Here is an 18,839-nt window from a genome sequence, read left to right as displayed (position 1 = left end):
AGGTCTGATGTGAAGAAGGCGCTTCGGCTGTTCGGGCGCGGTTTTCAGCTGAAAGCTGCGGTGATGTTGCTGGTCTGGGTCTGGCTGGCCGTGTCTTTTCATGCGCATGGCGCGCTGGGTCTGGCGCTGCATGGCGCGCTTTTGACGCTTGGCGCCGGGTTTGGCTGGGCGGCGTGGCAGCGACGCTGGGGGCTGCTGTGGTCGGGGATGGCGGCTCTCGCCGCGATGGCTGCGCTGTGGTGGGTGATGCAAGATCCCCGCGATGACCGGATCTGGGCCAAGGACGTGCGCCACGGCGTCACGGCAGAGTTTGATGGCGACCGCGTCACCTTGAGAAACGTGCGCAACTTTCGCTGGCAAGACCCTGATAACGCAATAGAAAGCTGGGAGACGCGGGTTGTTGATGCCGATCGCATCACCTCACTCGATATGTTCACGTCCGTGTGGGACAGCCCGCTGATCGCGCATGTTCTGGTCAGCTTCGGCTTTGCGGATGGGCAGCGGATCGTGTTCTCCGGTGAGATCCGCCGCGAGGAAGGCGAGGTGTTTTCAGCCCTTGGCGGGTTTTTCCGGCGCTATGAGCTGGTGATGATTGCGGCGGATGAGCGCGACATCGTTCATCTGCGCACCGATGCACGCGGTGAGCAGGTGTCGCTGTTCCCGGTGACGCTGGATGCGGCTGCGCGCAAACAGCTGTTTTTCAATTTCGTCAACCGCGCCAATGAATTGGCGGCGGAACCGGAGTGGTATCACACGCTGTTGGCCAATTGCACCACAGTTCCGTTCCGGTTGGTCAAGGGCATCGCGCCCGGTCTGGCACTGGATTGGCGGGTGCTGGCCTCGGGCCATCTGCCAGGGTTTCTGCACGAGTTGGGCGTGGTGCGGCCCGATGTCCCGCTGGAGCAGGTGCTGGAGCGGGCAAAGCTGCCCAAGGCGGGCATGCATGCCCCCTCGAGTCAAAGCTATTCGGACCTGCTCCGCAGCGCCTGGACGCCCTGATCAGGTTTTCTTGATCGGGCAGGTGTTTAGCCCAAATATTGAATAGAGTGGGCAGGTTTGCATCAACCCGGTCGCCAGCGGAATGATCCCCAGCAGGAACAACCAGCGATAGCCAGCCTCTGGCATCAGGAAAAACCCTGCGATCAGGGCCAGTCCGACGACGATGCGCAGAATGCGGTCGATGCCGCCAACATTGGTTTTGAGCATGGTGATGTCCTTTTGCTGCCCCTCGGGTCGGGCGTTTATCTTCTATACATCATATATACATATTCATCTATGTTAATTGATCTGACGCAACTGATCGTGCGCCAAGGTGTCGCAAGGCCCACACATGCAAACGGCGCCCCGGTGAGGGGGCGCCGCAATGGCCGTAAAGGGCAGGGTCAGTCCATCTGGCGGAAGTTCAGGCTCGCGCCTTCCTTGATCCCCGAGGGCCAGCGGGAGGTGATGGTCTTGGTCCGGGTGTAGAAGCGGAAGGCATCCGGGCCATGCTGGTTCAGGTCGCCGAAGGACGATTTCTTCCAGCCGCCAAAGGTGTGATAGGCCAGCGGGACCGGGATCGGCACGTTGATGCCGATCATGCCCACGTTGATCCGGTTGGCGAAATCGCGGGCGGTGTCGCCGTCGCGGGTGTAGAGCGCGATGCCGTTGCCGTATTCGTGGTCCATCGCATAACCGATGGCTTCCTCATAGGATTTGGCGCGCACGGTCGACAGCACCGGGCCGAAGATTTCCTTGCGGTAGATGTCCATTTCGGTGGTGACATGGTCGAACAGATGCGGGCCGACGAAGAAGCCGTCTTCATAGCCTTGCAGGTTGAAGTTGCGGCCATCGACCACCAGTTTCGCGCCCTGTGCGATACCGGACTCGACCAATTTCAGGATATTGGCCTTGGCGGCGGCGGTGACCACTGGGCCATAATCCACATCATTGCCAGCGGTATAGGGGCCGACCTTCAGCTTTTCGATCCGGGGGATCAGCTTTTCGATCAGGCGGTCGGCGGTCTCATCGCCCACCGGCACCGCGACCGAAATCGCCATGCAGCGTTCGCCTGCAGCACCATAGCCAGCCCCGATCAGCGCATCGGCGGCCTGATCCAGATCGGCGTCGGGCATGATGATCATGTGGTTCTTGGCACCGCCAAAGCACTGCACCCGTTTGCCATTGGCGCAGCCACGACCGTAGATATACTCGGCAATCGGGGTCGAGCCGACAAAGCCGACGCCGGCGATTTCCGGGTTGTCGAGGATCGCATCAACCGCCGTCTTGTCGCCGTTGATCACCTGCAGCACGCCATCTGGCAGACCCGCCTCCTGCATCAGTTCGGCCAACATCAAGGGCACCGACGGCGCGCGCTCGGAAGGTTTCAGGATGAAGGCGTTGCCACAGGCCAAGGCGGGGCCCATTTTCCACATCGGGATCATGGCGGGGAAGTTGAACGGCGTGATTCCGGCTGCAACGCCAATGGGTTGGCGCATGGAATACATGTCGATGCCGGGGCCTGCGCTGTCGGTGAACTCCCCCTTCAGCAGATGCGGCGCGCCGATGCAGAATTCCATCACCTCCAGCCCGCGCTGGATATCGCCCTTGGCATCGGGAATGGTCTTGCCATGTTCCGACGACAGCGCCTCGGCCAGCTTGTCCATGTCGCGGTTCAGAAGGTCGACGAATTTCATGATCACCCGCGCGCGGCGCTGCGGGTTGGTGGCGCCCCATTTGACCTGCGCGCGGGCAGCATCGGTGGTGGCGGCGTTCAGCTCTTCCGGGCTGGCAAGTGCCACGCGGGCCTGCACCTCGCCGATGGCGGGGTTGAACACATCGGCAAAGCGGCCTGACGTGCCGGCAACATGCTTGCCATTGATCCAGTGACCGATCTCTTTCATAGGAACCTCCCTTTGGGTTGGTGTCACTATAGTCTTGCGGAAAAGTCGGATAAAGCGGCAATATCCCAAAAAGGTTTTGCGGAAATGCAAGGGCTGGGCCGAAATCATGGACTGGGATGATCTGCGGGTGTTTCTGGCCGTGGCGCGTACCGAGACGCTGTCGGGGGCGGGCAAACGGCTGGGCCTGGACCCGGCGACGGTGGGGCGGCGGGTGGCGCGGCTGGAGGAGGGCGCGGGGGCGCGATTGTTCCTGAAATCGCCGCAGGGCTACGCACTCACTGAGGAAGGTGCAAAGCTGGTGCCGCATGCCGAGGCGGCCGAGGCAGCGCTGACCGGCGCGGAAGAGGCGCTGCGGGGCGGTGGTGGCACCGGGCTGTCGGGGCAGATCCGGCTGGGCGCGCCCGATGGCTGCGCGAACTACATTTTGCCGCAGGTGATCCGGGCGATCTGCGACGAGAATCCGGCGCTGGAGGTGCAGATCGTGGCGCTGCCGCGCGTGTTCAACCTGTCGCGGCGCGAGGCGGATCTGGCGATTGGCGTCAGCCGACCGCAGGCCGGGCGGCTGACGGTGCAGAAGCTGACCGATTACCGCCTGCATCTGGTGGCGCACCCCGACTATCTGGCCCATGCCCCGCCACTGCGCGGGCTGGCCGATCTGAAAGCGCACCGGGTGGTGGGCTATATTGCCGACATGATCTTTGACAAAGAGCTGGATTATCTGGGCCCGCTGGGGGCGAACACGCCGCCGATGGCGTCGAATTCGGTGTCGGTGCAGCTGAACCTGTTGCGCGCCGGAGCTGGCGTCGGGGTTGCGCATGATTTCGCGCTGCCGTTTGCGCCGGAGCTGGTCAAGGTGCTGACCGGATCGCTGTCGCTGACCCGCGCGTTCTGGCTGATCCGGCATGAGGGCGACGCCCATTCGGCACGGCTGTCGCGCTTTGCCGACCGGCTGGCGCAGGGCATCCGGCGTGAGGTGCAGCGTCTGGAATCCCGGACCTGTGCGCAGGCAGACCCACAGGACGCTTGACAGAACGCGGCAGCGGGCGGACGCTTTGATTGCCGGGTCAAGGGAGGACAAGGATGATTGTTCAGCAAATTCTGAAACTGAAAGCCAGCAATGACGTGATCACCGTGCCACCGGGTGCCGATGTGAGCCATGTGGCCGAGATCCTGGCCACGCGCAAAATCGGCACGGTTGTGGTGTCGAACGATGGCAAGACCATTCTGGGGATCGTGTCAGAGCGCGATATCGTGGCCGAGGTGGCGCGCAACGGCAACGTCTGCCTGATCGCCCCGGTCGAGGCGATCATGACCAAGGTGGTGCAATGCTGCAAATGCGGAGAAAGCGCGGATTCGGTGCTGGAACGGATGACCACGGGCCGGTTCCGCCATATGCCGGTGGTCGAGGGTGATGAGATGGTTGGCCTGATCTCGATCGGCGATGTGGTCAAGGCGCGGCTGATGCAGCTGGCCGCCGAAAAAGATGCGCTGGAAGGCATGATCAAAGGGTTCTGACCGGCGCTCGGCTGCCCTTCGGGCGGTGTCGCGGTTGGCGACGAATGCCCGGAGTGGTGGCGTGCGGTTGCCCCCCGCAACGCTTTCGTGCTTGCAATCCGCTGCCTAATATTGTTGCGTGCCCGGAGTTTGGAAACGGGGGATCTCATGCGCATCGGCCTTTATCCCGGCACATTCGATCCCGTTACGTTGGGACATGTCGATATCATCCAGCGTGCAATGGCGCTGGTTGACCGACTGGTGATCGGGGTGGCGATCAACCGCGACAAGGGGCCGCTGTTCAGCCTAGAGGACCGGGTGTCGATGGTCGAGGCGGAATGCGCCGCCATCACCGCCCGCACTGGTGGCGAGATTGTCGTGCATCCGTTTGAAAATCTGCTGATCGACTGCGCCCGCGATGTCGGGGCCACGGTTATTGTGCGGGGCCTGCGGGCGGTGGCGGATTTTGAATATGAATTTCAGATGGTTGGCATGAACCGCGCGTTGGATGCCAGTATCGAGACGGTGTTTCTGATGGCCGATGCCCGTCGGCAGGCGATTGCGTCAAAACTGGTGAAAGAGATTGCGCGGCTGGGGGGGGATGTGTCGAAATTCGTGACACCCCCGGTCGATGCCGCGCTGCGCCGCAGGTTTGGCACCCGGTTGTAACGGTCTGATCCGGCACCCAAAAAGGGGGGCAGATGCCCCCCTTTGCGAATGGTCGGGCGAGGTCGCCGGCTGATCCCTGCCCGAGGCCCAATACCCCTCCCCAGAAGGGGCGGGCCATTGCTGATCGGGTTCAGGCGGCCTGACCGTAAACAGCGCGGCGGGCAATGCGCGGGGCATCGCCGGGATAGATCCCAAGGTCGAGCGCCACATCAAGCGGCAGGTTTGCAATCTCGTTGAGGGTTTTGCGATAGCGCGCATAGGTCACTGCGGCGTCGCGGATCATTTCATAGACAGAGATCATCATGTCTCTCCTTTCACAAAGGCGGTGAACCGGATGTTCCTTGCCGCCTGTCCGTGAAATGGGGCCGAAGGGTAGCGCTAACAACCCGCAGAAATGGCGCGGCGCCATGCAGGCGCTGCATGGCTATTTCGCGGCACTGATTCCCCGGCGCAGCCAGCCGGATTTCACCACCGCAGGTGCGCCGCTTTGCGGCAGCTGGCTGGCATCCAGCGCCACGCCACGCTTTTCGGCACTGGCCTGCACGGCGGTGCACAGCTGCGGCGCGCGGCGCAGCAGATCCAGAAACCGCGATTCCTCTAGTGTGAGCAGGGTCGTGTGGCTGATCGCCGTCACCCGCGCCCGGCGTGAACGGCGCAACAACAGCGACAACTGGCCGAACATTTCACCCCGGCCCAGAAGAAAGCGGCTGCTGGCCTGCTCCGCCTCGACCGCGCCAGAGGCGATGAACCAGACGCGATCCGGCTTGTCATCCTTGCGCATCAGAATGTCGCCGGGTTTGGCGTAGACCGTCTTCATCTGCCTGGCGAGTTGCGACAGCGACTCGGGGTCCAGATCCGAGAACAGCGGAAAGCTGCGCACGATGTCGCTGCGTTGCAGCCGCAAGTCCAGCCGGGGGCGTGTGGCAAGCGCGGCACGTTCCCCTGCGGTCTGGTCGCGCAGCGACAGCCGCAGTTCTGGCCCGATCAGACCGTCAGCGGTCATCTGATCGTATTCTGCTTCTTCACGTTGCAGCACCAGACGGCGGATCAGGCGGCGTTCCAGCTCTTCGGCATAGCCGGGGAACTGGGTGCGCAGCCCCTCCATCTCGCGGTTGGTATCTTCAATGCGGCGTTTGATCAGATCATGCAGCAGGCCCGCCACCCGGCGTGAGTGAATGCGCATGATCCGGCCCTCGATAAAACCGGTGAGCGCCCGCAGCATCTGGCGATGCGCAACCAGCGCCTCGAACCGGTCTTCGGTCAGCCGGGCCAGTGGTTGTTTCAGGCGGAAGCGGTTGTGCAGCCATTCCGCCGCGCGCAGGGTGCGGCTGGCCATCAGCGACCGGCGGGCCTGCGCGCGATAGCCGGAGCGGCCTTCGGTCAGCGTGGCTTCGATCAGGCGGTCGGCGTCGGCCAGCATCCGGTCGGCCAGACGCGGCGACATCAGGTTTTCCTGAAACGCCTCCAGAATCAGATCGCGCTCATGCCCGGCAAGCGCCAGCAGGCCCAGTGTCACCCGGTCTTTTTCCAGAATATCGCGCGCCTCATCCGCGCGTTCGACCGCCATGTTCAGCCGCTCGCCAAAGCGCACGGCCTCATCGCGGACGATGGCGGGGGTCAGGTCCATCTCACGCGCGGTTTCTGATACGGTTTCGCGCACCTCTTGCAACGAGACCGCCACCACCTGATCCGATAGCGCGCGGTCCAGCGGGGACAGCCGGTCAAGACCCAGCAGGGAAATGACCCAGCGCAGAGTGGTGCCCTGTACCAGCAGGGTAAACAGAACAAAGCCGGTGGCGATGATCCCGACCTGCCGCTTGGTTTCGACAAAAATCGCCGGATTTTCGGTGACCGCCAACGCCAGAGCCAGTGTCACCGCGCCGCGCAACCCCCCCCACAGGATCGCGATGCGGTAGGGTGAATCCACTTGTGGCGACAGGCGCGCGGCGGTCAGCAGCGGCAGGATGCCGTACAGCACGATGGCCCGCGCAACCAAGGCAGCAACAACCGTGACAAAGATCAGCCCGACATCGGCAGGGCGTATATCGGCAAGGATGCGCGGCACCAGCAGCGCCGCCAGCACAAAGATCAGCCCGCCGGCCCAATAGGCGATCAGCGCCCAGGCATCGCGCAGCTGCGCTAGCGCGGGTGGCGAGATCCGGCCGGGGGCGGAAAAGTTGACGGTCATCCCCGCCGTCACCACCGCCACCACGCCCGAGGCCCCGATCACCTGATCGGTGAACAGAAAGGTGACAAACGGCGTGGCAAAGCTGATCGACACCTGCGCCAGTGGCCAGGGGTTCATCCAGCCCATCACCTGTACCGCCAGCCTGCCGACCAGCCAGCCGACCGCCGCCCCGGCCACGATCAGCCAGGGCAGGCCCAGCATCGCCAGCCCGATATTCGGCTCGGCATCGCGGGCGGCGACGGCCACCAGAAACACCGAGGTCAGCGCGATGGCGGCGGCGTCGTTCAGCAGGCTTTCGCCCTCCACGATCCGGGCCAGCCGTTGCGGCGCGGGGGTGGCGCGGAAAATGCTGACCACGGCCGACGGATCGGTGGTCGAGACAATCGCACCGATCAGCAGACAGGCGATCAGCGGCAGCGGGGTAAAGGGTTTCAGCGCCATGCCGATCACAAAGGTCGCCACCACCACAGCCACCACCGCCAGCACCAGCACCGGCACCCAGTCATCCAGCAAGCGGCGCAGGTTCAGGGTCAGCGAAACCTGAAAGATCAGCACCGGCAGAAAGATGTAGATGAACAGATCGGACGAGATCGGCAGCGTCAGAATTGCCAGCGCCAGCGGGTTCAGCGCATCGGTGACGTCGGTGCGGAAAAACCACGCCGCCGCCGCGCCGATGCCAATGCCGATCGCGGCCAGGATCACGGTGACAGGCAGGCGCAACCGGGCCGCAAGCGGCTCGGACAGGGCGATGGCCAGAAACAGGCCAGATAGGATGGCGAGGAAAACGATCAGATCCATGCCGCGATGATAACCCTTTGGTCACCCGAGAAAAAGGAAGGGCCGGTCACGAAACGTGACCGGCCCGAAACATGTGCGCGAGGGAGTGATCCTTAGATCAGTTTGCCCATTGCGACAGCGGTATCGGCCATCCGGTTCGAGAAGCCCCATTCGTTGTCATACCAGGTCAGGATCGAGCAGAACGTGCCATCCATCACCTTGGTCTGGTCCATATGGAACACCGAAGAATGCGGGTCGTGGTTGAAGTCGGACGAGACATTCTTGAACTCGGTATAGCCCAGAATGCCCTTGAGCTTGCCATCCGCCGCCGATTTGATCGCGGCATTGATCTCGGCCACCGAGGTTTCGCGCTTGGCGATGAACTTCAGGTCCACCACGCTGACATTCGGGGTCGGCACGCGGATGGCGAAACCATCCATGCGGCCCTTCAGCTCTGGCAGGACCAGACCGACCGCCTTGGCCGCCCCGGTGCTGGTCGGGATCATCGACAGGGCGGCGGCGCGGCCCCGGTACAGATCCTTGTGCATGGTATCCAGCGTCGGCTGGTCGCCGGTGTAGCTGTGGATCGTGGTCATCATGCCTTTTTCAATGCCGATCACCTCGTTCAGCACATAGGCGACAGGCGACAGGCAGTTGGTGGTGCAAGATGCGTTCGAGACGATCAGATCGTCTTTGGTCAGCGTGTCATGGTTCACACCATAAACGATGGTCTTGTCCGCGCCGTCACCAGGGGCCGAGATCAGCACCCGTTTGGCGCCGTTTTCCAGATGCGCCTGGCACTTTTCCTTGCTGGTAAAGATGCCGGTGCATTCCATCACCACATCGACATCAGACCATGGCAGATCGGCGGGATTGCGCAGGGCGGTGACGCGAATCTTGCCTCGACCCGCGTCGATCCAGTCTTCGCCGGTGGTTACGGTGCCGGGAAAGCGGCCGTGGACCGAGTCAAAGCGCAGCAGATGCGCGTTGGTTTCAACCGGGCCCAGATCATTGATCGCAACGACCTCGATATCGGTGCGGCCCGATTCGATGATCGCACGCAGCACATTGCGCCCGATGCGCCCGAATCCGTTGATGGCAACCTTGACCGTCATGGCAATCTCCTTTGGAAAAGCGACTCGGATGTCACGTTTAGCGCTAACATCACCAGTCAGCGGCAAAAATCAACGCCAGACTGCCGCGATCAGCGCCAGAATGCCAGCCATTCGATCATTTCCGTGAATTTCACCAAAAGAAACATCATCGCGCGGGCGTCGTTCAACACCAGGTCAGCGCCAATCGCCGCCACGATGATCATGCCAAGGCTCAGGGCAATCCGGTCGGTCACGTTGTCCCCATCGGGGGCACGCGCCCCCCGTTATTGCAGCAGCCGTCCCATCACGCCGGCCACATCGGCCATCCGGCAGGAAAAGCCCCATTCGTTGTCATACCATGCCAGAACGCGGACAGAACGCCCCACCACGCGGGTCTGGTCAGGGGCAAAGATAGACGAATGCGGCGTGTGATTGAAGTCGATAGAAACCTTTGGCTCGGGATCATAAGACATGACCATGCCCATGTATCCACCGCAGGCCTCGCGCACGACCTGGTTCACCTCGTCCACCGTCACGGACTTGGTGGCGATAAAGGTCAGATCCACGGCGCTGACATTGGGCGTGGGCACCCGCAGCGAGGTGCCGTCGAGCTTTCCGGCCAGTTCGGGCAGCACCTCGCCCAGAGCTTTTGCAGCGCCGGTGGTGGTGGGGATCATCGCCATGGCGGCGGCACGGGCGCGGTACAGATCCTTGTGGCGGCGGTCCAGCGTGGGCTGATCGCCGGTATAGCTGTGGATCGTGGTCATGATGCCGGATTCGATGCCGATGGCGTCATTCAGCACCTTGGCCAGCGGGGCAAGGCAGTTGGTCGTGCAAGACCCGTTCGACACCACATGATGATCCGGGGTCAGGGCGCGATGGTTGACGCCGTACACCACCGTCATGTCGGCGCGTTTGGCCGGGGCGCTGACCAGCACCCGCTTGGCCCCGCGCGTCAGATGCACGGCGGCGCGGTCGCGGTCGTTGAACTTGCCGGTGCATTCCAGCACCACATCCACCCCGTCCCAGTCCAGCTCCGACGGCTCATAGGTGCTTTGCACCCGGATCGGACCGCGGCCCAGATCCAGCGTGGTGCCATTGACCTTGATCACCCCGGGAAAGCGGCCATGCACCGAGTCGTATTTCAGCAGATGGGCATTGGTTTCAATCGGCCCGGTGGCATTGATTGCAACCACCTGCACATCATTGCGGTTCGATTCCGCGATATGCGCCAGCGTGCAGCGCCCGATGCGGCCAAAGCCATTGATGCCGACGGTGATGGTCATGCGTCTCTCCTGCCTGAAGGTTGCAGTCCGATACAATTCACGCTGGCGTCTGCCTAGAGGAAAAGCGACACATTATCATGATGTTAGCGCAAACCTGCGCTGTTTGCGCTAACGGCCGGCGGGCTTTGCCTTTGTCCTGGGCGTCAGGTAAAAGCATCGGGCGCATCATGGGGTGACAGAATGAGCGGTTTGCTGGCTTTGCTGGATGATGTGGCCGCGATTGCCAAGGTGGCGGCGGCTTCGGTCGATGACATCGCTGCTGCGGCGGCCAAGGCGGGGGCCAAGGCGGCGGGAGTGGTGATCGACGATGCCGCCGTGACGCCGAAATATGTTACCGGCTTTTCCGCCGACCGTGAATTGCCGATCATCTGGCGCATTGCGCTGGGGTCGCTGAAAAACAAGCTGGTGATCCTGTTGCCGGGCCTGCTGGCGCTGGACGCGTTCCTGCCGCAGGCGATCACGCCGCTGTTGATGCTGGGCGGGGCCTATCTGTGCTTTGAGGGCGCGGAAAAGGTATTTCACGCGCTGTTTCCCCATGCCGATGCCGTGGTCGAGGCGGATCTGTCCACCGGCGACCCGCTGCATCTGGAGGAAGAAAAGATCGCAGGCGCGATCAAGACCGATTTCATCCTGTCCGCCGAGATCATGACCATTGCGCTTGCCGCGATCCCGCAAGGCGCGGTGTGGATGGAGGCGATCACGCTGGCGATTGTTGGTAGTCTGATTACGGTGGTGGTGTACGGCGCAGTGGCGCTGATTGTGAAAATGGATGATGTCGGCCTGCATATGGCGGCCACAGGCCGCACGGGCGCAGGGCGCAGCACCGGGCGCGGGCTGGTGGCCTTGATGCCTAAACTGCTGGCGGTGCTGTCGGTCGTCGGCACGCTGGCGATGCTTTGGGTCGGCGGGTCAATCGTGATTCACGGCATGGAAGAGCTGGGGTTTGGCTGGCTGGGCCACCATATCCACGATTGGGCGGCTGTCGCCGGGCATCTGGTGCCGCAGGCGACGGCGGCGGTGGAATGGATCGCCAAGGCGGTGATGGACGGCATCTTCGGGCTGGCCTTGGGGCTGGTGCTGATCCCTGTCGCCACCCGTCTGATCGGGCCGCTGTGGTCGGCGGTCACGGGCAGGAAAAAGACACCCGCCCACTGACCAAGCCGCTCAGGCGACTTTCAGCAGGCTGTTCAAATCGGTGTTGTCGCGCATCAGATCGGCGACCGTTATCGTATCAAGCTTGCCGTAAAACGCATCCAGCGCAGATGTCAGCGCGGATTTCAGACGGCACGACCCGACAAGCGGGCAGTTGCACTCTTCGCCCGCAAAGCACTCGGCAAAGGGCAACCCGGCCTCGAACTGGCGGAACACCTCACCGACCGAGATCCGGTCCGGGCTGCGTCCCAGCATCAGGCCACCGGCACGCCCGCGCACGGTGCGCAGATAGCCCTGCTGCGCCAACAGGTGAATCACCTGCGCCAGATGGTTTTCGCTGGCGTTGCAGGCCAGGGCCACCTCGCGCTTGCGCACGATCTGGTCAGGATTTGCCGCGCAGAACATCAGGGTCCGCATGGCGAGATTGGTTCGGGTGGTGAGTCGCATCGCTGGGCCTCGGGTGTTTGGGTCTGTGGGCAGCATGCGCAGGTAGACTGGCCGCGAGGTTGATCCAGATCAGATCGACAGGATCTGACGTAAATAAACCTGTATCAGCGGTTCGTATTTGGCTGCCCGTGCCTGCCGATTGATCCAGATCAAGTTTCCCTGATGAAAATACATTCATTTATGTGAATGGATTTAAGGGGGAGTCACCATGTCCGAATCACCGTATTTACGCGCAGCATTGCCATCACGGCGCGACTTTCTGGCGGCGGCTGCGGGGGGGGTTGCCCTTGCCGGCCTTGGCGCTCCGGTCCGGGCGCAGGCGGTGCGCACGGCGGCAAAGATCGTGATTGTCGGGGCGGGGGCTGGTGGCACCGGTATCGCCAATCGTCTGGCCGAACGGCTGGAAGGAGCCACGATCACCATCGTCGATGGCCGCAAGGATCACTGGTATCAGCCGGGGTTCACGCTGATCGCGGCAGGGCTGAAACCGGCGGGCTATTCGGTATCATCAACCGGCGGCTGGCTGCCCCGGTCGGTCAACTGGGTCGAAGAATACGCCGCCAATATCGACCCGGTGGCGCAGACCGTGACCACAGCGGGTGGCACAAAGCTGGACTATGATTACCTGATCGTCGCGGCAGGACTGACGCTGAACTGGGGTGGGGTCCAAGGCTTTGATCTGGCGCAGGTCGGCAAGGACGGGATCGGCGCGGTCTATGCTGGGCCGGATTATGCCGAAGCCACCTGGCGCGCCATGGATGCCTTTACCGACACCGGCGGCACCGCCCTGTTCAGCCGCCCGGCGACCGAGATGAAATGTGCGGGTGCGCCGCTGAAATATGCCTTCATTACGGACGATTATCTGCGCCGCAAAGGCACGCGCGACAAAAGTCAGGTGATCTATGCCGCGCATAACAAGGCACTGTTTTCGGTGCCGATCGTCAATGAAAAGCTCAAACTGCTGTTCCGCGACCGCGGCGTTGATGTGCGCTATGACCATGTGCTCAAGGGCATTGATCCGACGGCAAGAACCGCAACCTTTACCATTCCTGCCAGTCAGGCGATCAAGGATGGTGCCATCACCGATACCCCTGCGACCGAGCAGACCATCGCCTATGATTTCATCAACGTGATCCCGCCGATGACCGCGCCAAAGGTGGTGCAGGAGTCGGGCCTGTCCTGGGCCGACAAATGGGTGGGGCAGGGCTGGATCGAAGTGGATCAATCCACCCTGCGCCATCTGCGCTATCCCAACGTTTTTGGCATCGGTGATATCAACGGGGTGCCCAAGGGGAAAACTGCGGCGTCGGTCAAATGGCACATTCCGGTGGTCGAAGATCACCTCGTGGCCGCGTTGCAGGGCAAAGAGGGGACCGAGGTGTTCAACGGCTACACCTCTTGCCCGATGATCACCCGGATCGGTCGCGCGATGTTGATCGAGTTCGATTATCAGGACAATCTGGTGCCGTCCTTTCCCGGCGTCATCGCGCCGCTGGAAGAGCTGTGGATCAGCTGGCTGATGAAGGAAACCGCATTGAAGCCAACCTATAACGCCATGCTGCGCGGTAAAGCCTGAGGAGGGGACAAGATGAAACACCTGACACTGGAGACCCTGATCGCGGTCTGGGAAGAGATGTTCGGGCGCGGGCTGTTCTGGCTCATGACCGGTGTCGCCGTTGTGGTGACGGTGGCCTATGTGTTTGTGCTGCTGCGCGACCGGCACATGTCGATGCGCAAGTTTCTGCTGGCGCAGCTGTCGATGCCATTCGGGGCGATTGCCGCCGTGCTGTTCGTACAGGGCATCACCTCGTCCGGGTTCCGCGATATTGGCGGGCCGGTTGATGTGCTGGTGCTGCTGGCGGTCGCGGCAGCGGGGGCAATCGGCCTTGCGATACTGGTCTACACCGCACAGTCTTTGCTGCGCAAACAGGACTGATGCCTGCAGATTGGGCAGCACGCGCGCCGTGACGGTTCTGACCTCGCGGCGCGCATTCAGGGACGGGCGGCACAAAGCCGGATCATTCAAAGCGCTTTGAAAGATTTAAGTATCAGATAAATAACAGATTTAATTCCGTGCGTTTGCGGGGCGATTGCGGTAACTGTTGGATCAGGCTTCGTGACATGACGCCAAGGGGGAAGGCGTGGCAAAGGTGCGGGTGCTTGACCCTGACCGCCACGCGACTAGCCTGAGGCGGATGTGCCGCAACCCCAAACCGTGGAACCCGATGTGAACGATCTCAGCCCCAATCCGACCACGTTGAAAGCGAATGTTCTGCGGCATCTGGCCTTTACGCTGGGCAAGGACGCCGATCACGCCAGCACCTATGACTGGCGCATGGCGCTGTCTTTTGCGATCCGCGATCAGATCATGGAGCCGTGGTTTGCTTCGACCCGCAAGACCTGGGGCACCGATCACAAGCGGGTCTACTACCTGTCGATGGAATTCCTGATCGGACGTCTGCTGGAGGATGCGACTGTCAACCTTGGCCTGCGCGATCAGGCCGAAGAGGTGATGGCCAGCTTTGGCCAGGATTTCCGCGCCATCATCGAGGATGAGCCGGATGCCGCCCTCGGCAACGGCGGGTTGGGGCGGCTGGCGGCCTGTTTCATGGAGTCGATGGCCACGCTGGGCTGCCCGGCCTATGGCTACGGCATCCGCTACGAACATGGTCTGTTCCGCCAGCGGTTTGAAGGCGGGCGGCAGGTCGAAACCCCCGAGGACTGGCTCAAGCAGGACCATCCGTGGGAGTTCGCGCGGCCCGAGGCGGCCTATGTGATCCCGTTCAAGGGCCATATCGAACAGCAGGGCGGCCGCGATGTCTGGGTGCCGGGCGAAACGGTCGTCGCCTCGGCGCATGACACGCCGGTGGTCGGCTGGCAGGGCAAATGGGCCAACACGCTGCGGCTGTGGGGGGCGCTGCCCACCACGATGTTCGACCTCGACCGGTTCAACCGGGGCGATTACGCCGCCGCTGCCGAGCCGGAGACACTGGCGCGCACCCTGTCGCGCGTGCTCTATCCCGATGACACCACCTATCAGGGCAAGGAACTGCGCCTGAAGCAGGAGTTTTTCCTGACCTCTGCCGCGTTGCAGGACATTCTGCGCCGTTTCCTCACCTCGCATTCCGATCTGCGCAAACTGCCCGATCATGTTGCGATCCAGATGAACGACACCCACCCGGCGATTGCCGGGCCAGAGCTGATCCGGCTGCTGGTCGATGACCACGACATGCCGTTCGATCAGGCGCTGCCGGTGGCGCGGGCCTGTCTTGGCTATACCAACCACACCCTGCTGCCCGAAGCGCTGGAACGCTGGGCCACCTATACCTTTGGCAATGTTCTGCCGCGCCACATGCAGATCGTCGAGCAGATCGACCATTGGCACAAGGAAGACAACCACGCGCGCCCGCATTACGTCGGCATCGTCAAGCACCACGAGGTGCGGATGGGCGAGCTGGCCTTCATCATGGCGCATAAGGTCAACGGCGTCTCGGCGCTGCATTCCGACCTGATCAAGAAAAACCTGTTCCCGGAGTTGCACGCGCTGCACCCCGACCGGATCGTGAACCAGACCAACGGCGTGACGCCGCGCCGCTGGCTGAAGATGTGCAACAAGCCGCTGTCGGGCCTGATCACCGAGACCATCGGATCAGGCTGGGAGGCGGATCTGGATCTGTTGAAGGGTCTGGAAAAACCGATTGAAACCAAAGCGTTCCGAACCGAATTTGATGCGGCAAAGCGCGCGAACAAGGTGGCGCTGTCGGACTGGCTGGCCAGCCATGAGGGCATCGTGGTGAACCCGGATGCGCTGTTTGACGTGCAGATCAAGCGGATCCACGAGTACAAACGGCAACTCCTGAACATCCTGCAGACCATCGGCCATTGGGAAGCGATCAAGCAGAACCCGAATGCCAACTGGGTGCCGCGGGTCAAGATCTTTGGCGGCAAGGCGGCACCGGGCTATGCGGTGGCAAAGGAAATCATCCGTCTTATCAATGATGTGGCCGAGGTTATCAACAACGATCCCATCAGCGGCGATCTGTTGAAAATCGTCTATCCGGCCAATTACAACGTCTCAATGGCCGAACGGCTGATCCCGGCTGCGGATCTGTCGGAACAGATCTCGACCGCCGGCAAAGAGGCGTCGGGCACCGGCAACATGAAGTTCATGATCAACGGCGCACCCACCATCGGCACGCTCGATGGCGCGAATGTCGAGATTTTGCAAGAGGTTGGCGACGACAACTTCTTCCTGTTCGGCATGACCACCGCCGAGGCGATGGTGCGGCGGAAAGACCCCGACCACGCCCGCAAGGCGATTGAGGCCAGCCAGACGCTACAGGATGTGCTGCAGATGATCGCCGAAGGCCGGTTCAGCCCCGATGACAAGGGCCGCTACCATGATCTGGTCCACCGGGTCTGGCATCACGATTATTTCCTCGTGGCCAGTGACTTCGACGCCTATGATGAGGCGCAGTCGCGGGTCGATACCGCTTATGCGGATCGCGACAACTGGGTGAAAATGGCGGCACTGAACACGGCACGGTCGGGTTTCTTTTCCTCGGACCGCACCATCCGCAGTTATATGAAAGACGTCTGGAACGTGACCTCGGCGCTGTAGCGCCGGGGCCGGACCGGGCGCGCTGACTTTGGGAGGAGCCAGCATGGCCGATATCACGATCGACGAAGACGTGGCCTGGGCCATTGCCGAGGGGCGTCACGGTGACCCGTTTTCGGTGCTGGGCCCGCATAAGCGCGGCGGCAAATGGGTGGTGACCGCCTTTGTGCCGGGGGCGGAACGGCTGTGGCTGCTGACCGGGAAATCAGGTCAGGAAGTTGAGGCAAGTCATTGGGGGCAGGGGATTTTCATCGCAACCCTGCCGCGCAAAGCCGCGTATCGACTGCGCGCGACGGGGCATGACACCACCTGGGAATTTGACGATCCGTTCCGCTTTGGCCCGGTGCTGGGCGAGCTGGATGAATACCTGCTGGGCGAAGGCACGCACAAGCGGTTGTGGCAGGTGCTGGGCGCGCATGTGATCACGCATGAGGGGGTTGAGGGCACGCATTTCGCGGTCTGGGCCCCGAATGCCGAACGCGTCTCGGTGGTGGGCGATTTCAACATCTGGGACGGCCGCCGCCACCCGATGCGCCGTCGCGGTGCGACCGGCGTATGGGAAACCTTTGTGCCCGGTCTGGGCGAGGGTGCGACATATAAATACGAGCTGCGCGGTCCGGGCGGCCAGATGCTGCCGCTCAAGGCTGATCCGGTTGGCTTCGGCTCTGAACATCCGCCTGCAAATGCCTCTGTTGTCAGGACAATCTCCGGCGACTTCCATGATGCGCACTGGATGGAAACGCGGCACGCCAAGCAAAATGTCGACGCGCCGATCTCGGTTTATGAGGTGCATCTGGGCTCCTGGCGGCGCGCGCCGGGGGACCGCATGCTCAGCTACATTGAACTCGCCGAGCAACTTGTTGATTATGCAGTCGATATGGGCTTCACCCATATCGAATTGCTCCCCGTGAGCGAATACCCGTTTGACGGCTCCTGGGGCTATCAGCCGGTGGGCCTGTTTGCCCCCACCATCCGCCACGGCACCCCGCCGGAGTTCCGCGCCTTTATCGACGCGGCGCACCGCAAGGGGCTTGGCGTCTTGCTCGACTGGGTGCCGGGGCATTTCCCGACCGATGCGCATGGGCTGGGCCAGTTTGACGGCACACCGCTGTATGAACACGCCGACCCGCGTGAGGGGTTTCACAACGACTGGAACACGCTGATCTACAATTACGGGCGCAATGAGGTGCAGAACTTTCTGGTCTCTAACGCGCTGTATTGGCTGGAGGAATTCCATATCGACGGGTTGCGCGTCGATGCGGTCGCGTCGATGCTCTACCGCGATTACAGCCGCAAGGCGGGCGAATGGGTGCCCAACCGCGATGGCGGGCGCGAGAATTACGAGGCCATTGCGATGCTCAAACGCATGAACATCGTGGCCTATGGCGAGAGCCCCGGCGTGATGACGGTGGCCGAGGAGTCGACCGCCTTTCCGGGGGTCAGCCGCCCGGTCAATCATGGCGGACTTGGGTTTGGGTTCAAATGGAACATGGGCTGGATGAACGACACCCTGTCCTACATGGAAAAAGACCCTGTTCACCGCAAGTTTCACCACCATCAGATGACCTTTGGCCTGCATTACGCGTGGTCGGAAAACTACATCCTGCCGATCAGCCATGATGAGGTGGTGCATGGCAAAGGCTCGATGCTGGGCAAGATGCCGGGGGATGGTGAGGAGAAGTTCGCCAATCTGCGCGCCTATTACGGGTTCATGTGGGCGCATCCCGGCAAGAAGCTGCTGTTCATGGGACAGGAGTTTGCCCAAGGGGCGGAGTGGAACCATAATCAGAGCCTCGACTGGCATCAGCTTGAAATCCCAGCGCATTCCGGCATTCAGGCGCTGGTGCGTGACCTGAATCGGGTCTACCGCGACACGCCTGCGCTGCATGTCAACGACACCCGCCCCGAGGGGTTTGAGTGGATCGAAAGCAATGATGCCGAGGCCAGCGTTTATGCCTGGGTCCGCAAAGGCAAAGCCAGTGATCCGATGGTGGTGGCACTGGTCAACATGACCCCGGTGGACCGGCGCTACCGAGTCGGTCTGCCAGCGGGGGGCGATTGGGCGGAACTTCTGAACACTGATGCGGTTGTTTATGGCGGGGGCAATCGCGGCAATCTGGGTGGTGTCACGGCAGAGGAGGTGCCGTGCCACGGCAGGCCGTGGTCGGCGGTTGTCACATTGCCGCCGCTGTCGGCAGTCTATCTGAAACAGGGGGGTCTTGCGTAGCGCAG

17 protein-coding genes are annotated in these 18,839 nt (G+C 62.2%); 9 read left to right on the top strand and 8 right to left on the bottom strand.

What is annotated here, in order from left to right:
- Positions 1 to 9 precede the first annotated feature (9 nt).
- Complete coding sequence (locus D1012_RS16635; RefSeq protein ID WP_118154887.1) at positions 10 to 999, top strand: Lnb N-terminal periplasmic domain-containing protein; 990 nt, start codon at positions 10 to 12, stop codon at positions 997 to 999.
- On the opposite strand, the gene D1012_RS16630 is transcribed toward D1012_RS16635, so the two are convergent.
- Positions 1,000 to 1,206, bottom strand: coding sequence for a YgaP family membrane protein (locus tag D1012_RS16630; protein ID WP_118154884.1), 207 nt, complete (start codon positions 1,204 to 1,206; stop codon positions 1,000 to 1,002).
- 176 nt (positions 1,207 to 1,382) lie between these two features.
- Positions 1,383 to 2,882, bottom strand: a complete 1,500-nt coding sequence (locus D1012_RS16625; RefSeq protein ID WP_118154881.1) for a CoA-acylating methylmalonate-semialdehyde dehydrogenase — start codon at positions 2,880 to 2,882, stop codon at positions 1,383 to 1,385.
- A gap of 106 nt (positions 2,883 to 2,988) precedes the next feature.
- Here D1012_RS16625 and D1012_RS16620 point away from each other — a divergent pair, with 106 nt between their 5' ends.
- From D1012_RS16620 to coaD, 3 genes are all read left to right on the top strand, one after another.
- Positions 2,989 to 3,909, top strand: a complete 921-nt coding sequence (locus D1012_RS16620) for a LysR family transcriptional regulator (protein WP_118155186.1) — start codon at positions 2,989 to 2,991, stop codon at positions 3,907 to 3,909.
- Between the two features lie 53 nt (positions 3,910 to 3,962).
- Entirely contained in the window at positions 3,963 to 4,397 is a 435-nt protein-coding gene (locus D1012_RS16615) for a CBS domain-containing protein (protein ID WP_118154878.1), read from the top strand.
- A 147-nt stretch (positions 4,398 to 4,544) separates the two neighbouring features.
- Positions 4,545 to 5,045 (top strand): pantetheine-phosphate adenylyltransferase, encoded by a 501-nt coding sequence (coaD, locus tag D1012_RS16610; protein WP_118154875.1) that lies wholly within the window; start codon positions 4,545 to 4,547, stop codon positions 5,043 to 5,045.
- Between the two features lie 130 nt (positions 5,046 to 5,175).
- On the opposite strand, the gene D1012_RS22865 is transcribed toward coaD, so the two are convergent.
- The 5 genes from D1012_RS22865 to gap (D1012_RS16595) all read right to left on the bottom strand — a co-directional run bounded on the left by D1012_RS22865 (position 5,176) and on the right by gap (D1012_RS16595) (position 10,390).
- Positions 5,176 to 5,346, bottom strand: coding sequence for a hypothetical protein (locus tag D1012_RS22865; protein ID WP_199489541.1), 171 nt, complete (start codon positions 5,344 to 5,346; stop codon positions 5,176 to 5,178).
- A 123-nt stretch (positions 5,347 to 5,469) separates the two neighbouring features.
- Complete coding sequence (locus D1012_RS16605) at positions 5,470 to 8,031, bottom strand: cation:proton antiporter (protein ID WP_118154872.1); 2,562 nt, start codon at positions 8,029 to 8,031, stop codon at positions 5,470 to 5,472.
- A gap of 92 nt (positions 8,032 to 8,123) precedes the next feature.
- The gene (gene gap, locus D1012_RS16600; protein ID WP_118154869.1) at positions 8,124 to 9,125 is read right to left on the bottom strand and encodes a type I glyceraldehyde-3-phosphate dehydrogenase; all 1,002 of its coding nucleotides are present in this window, start codon (positions 9,123 to 9,125) and stop codon (positions 8,124 to 8,126) included.
- 89 nt (positions 9,126 to 9,214) lie between these two features.
- Entirely contained in the window at positions 9,215 to 9,358 is a 144-nt protein-coding gene (locus D1012_RS22860; protein WP_199489540.1) for a hypothetical protein, read from the bottom strand.
- A 30-nt stretch (positions 9,359 to 9,388) separates the two neighbouring features.
- Complete coding sequence (gene gap / locus D1012_RS16595) at positions 9,389 to 10,390, bottom strand: type I glyceraldehyde-3-phosphate dehydrogenase (RefSeq protein ID WP_118154866.1); 1,002 nt, start codon at positions 10,388 to 10,390, stop codon at positions 9,389 to 9,391.
- 180 nt (positions 10,391 to 10,570) lie between these two features.
- On the opposite strand from gap (D1012_RS16595), the gene D1012_RS16590 reads away from it, so the two are divergent.
- Complete coding sequence (locus D1012_RS16590) at positions 10,571 to 11,545, top strand: DUF808 domain-containing protein (protein ID WP_118154862.1); 975 nt, start codon at positions 10,571 to 10,573, stop codon at positions 11,543 to 11,545.
- Between the two features lie 9 nt (positions 11,546 to 11,554).
- Here D1012_RS16590 and D1012_RS16585 read toward each other — a convergent pair whose 3' ends face one another.
- A complete protein-coding gene (locus tag D1012_RS16585; protein ID WP_118154859.1) occupies positions 11,555 to 11,989 on the bottom strand; it encodes an RrF2 family transcriptional regulator in 435 nt (144 codons plus the stop codon).
- Positions 11,990 to 12,197: 208 nt separating this feature from the next.
- On the opposite strand from D1012_RS16585, the gene D1012_RS16580 reads away from it, so the two are divergent.
- The 4 genes from D1012_RS16580 (at position 12,198) to glgB (ending at position 18,834) form a co-directional block, all read left to right on the top strand.
- Positions 12,198 to 13,565 carry an NAD(P)/FAD-dependent oxidoreductase gene (locus D1012_RS16580; protein WP_118154856.1) on the top strand — a complete coding sequence of 456 codons (1,368 nt, stop codon included), beginning with the start codon at positions 12,198 to 12,200 and terminating at the stop codon, positions 13,563 to 13,565.
- A gap of 12 nt (positions 13,566 to 13,577) precedes the next feature.
- Complete coding sequence (locus D1012_RS16575) at positions 13,578 to 13,925, top strand: DUF5368 domain-containing protein (protein ID WP_118154853.1); 348 nt, start codon at positions 13,578 to 13,580, stop codon at positions 13,923 to 13,925.
- 261 nt (positions 13,926 to 14,186) lie between these two features.
- Entirely contained in the window at positions 14,187 to 16,610 is a 2,424-nt protein-coding gene (locus tag D1012_RS16570; RefSeq protein ID WP_435530934.1) for a glycogen/starch/alpha-glucan phosphorylase, read from the top strand.
- A 43-nt stretch (positions 16,611 to 16,653) separates the two neighbouring features.
- On the top strand, positions 16,654 to 18,834 hold the full coding sequence (glgB, locus tag D1012_RS16565; protein WP_118154850.1) for a 1,4-alpha-glucan branching protein GlgB: 2,181 nt from the start codon (positions 16,654 to 16,656) through the stop codon (positions 18,832 to 18,834).
- Positions 18,835 to 18,839 lie beyond the last annotated feature (5 nt).

It is taken from the genome of Pseudotabrizicola alkalilacus (assembly GCF_003443995.1).
Classification (GTDB): Bacteria; Pseudomonadota; Alphaproteobacteria; order Rhodobacterales; family Rhodobacteraceae; genus Pseudotabrizicola; species Pseudotabrizicola alkalilacus.
Note: the sequence above shows the minus strand (reverse complement) of the source record. Positions and strands in the feature narration are given on the sequence as shown.

What these genes read in the sequence shown, in the direction of transcription:
- D1012_RS16590 (WP_118154862.1), top strand. Translation starts at nt 10,571, where the DNA reads ATGAGCGGTTTGCTGGCTTTGCTGGATGATGTGGCCGCGATTGCCAAG.
- glgB (WP_118154850.1), top strand. Translation starts at nt 16,654, where the DNA reads ATGGCCGATATCACGATCGACGAAGACGTGGCCTGGGCCATTGCCGAG.
- D1012_RS16625 (WP_118154881.1), bottom strand. Translation starts at nt 2,882, where the DNA reads ATGAAAGAGATCGGTCACTGGATCAATGGCAAGCATGTTGCCGGCACG.
- D1012_RS16620 (WP_118155186.1), top strand. Translation starts at nt 2,989, where the DNA reads ATGGACTGGGATGATCTGCGGGTGTTTCTGGCCGTGGCGCGTACCGAG.
- D1012_RS16585 (WP_118154859.1), bottom strand. Translation starts at nt 11,989, where the DNA reads ATGCGACTCACCACCCGAACCAATCTCGCCATGCGGACCCTGATGTTC.
- D1012_RS16605 (WP_118154872.1), bottom strand. Translation starts at nt 8,031, where the DNA reads ATGGATCTGATCGTTTTCCTCGCCATCCTATCTGGCCTGTTTCTGGCC.
- gap (WP_118154869.1), bottom strand. Translation starts at nt 9,125, where the DNA reads ATGACGGTCAAGGTTGCCATCAACGGATTCGGGCGCATCGGGCGCAAT.
- D1012_RS16575 (WP_118154853.1), top strand. Translation starts at nt 13,578, where the DNA reads ATGAAACACCTGACACTGGAGACCCTGATCGCGGTCTGGGAAGAGATG.
- D1012_RS22865 (WP_199489541.1), bottom strand. Translation starts at nt 5,346, where the DNA reads ATGATCTCTGTCTATGAAATGATCCGCGACGCCGCAGTGACCTATGCG.
- coaD (WP_118154875.1), top strand. Translation starts at nt 4,545, where the DNA reads ATGCGCATCGGCCTTTATCCCGGCACATTCGATCCCGTTACGTTGGGA.
- gap (WP_118154866.1), bottom strand. Translation starts at nt 10,390, where the DNA reads ATGACCATCACCGTCGGCATCAATGGCTTTGGCCGCATCGGGCGCTGC.
- D1012_RS16630 (WP_118154884.1), bottom strand. Translation starts at nt 1,206, where the DNA reads ATGCTCAAAACCAATGTTGGCGGCATCGACCGCATTCTGCGCATCGTC.
- D1012_RS16580 (WP_118154856.1), top strand. Translation starts at nt 12,198, where the DNA reads ATGTCCGAATCACCGTATTTACGCGCAGCATTGCCATCACGGCGCGAC.
- D1012_RS16615 (WP_118154878.1), top strand. Translation starts at nt 3,963, where the DNA reads ATGATTGTTCAGCAAATTCTGAAACTGAAAGCCAGCAATGACGTGATC.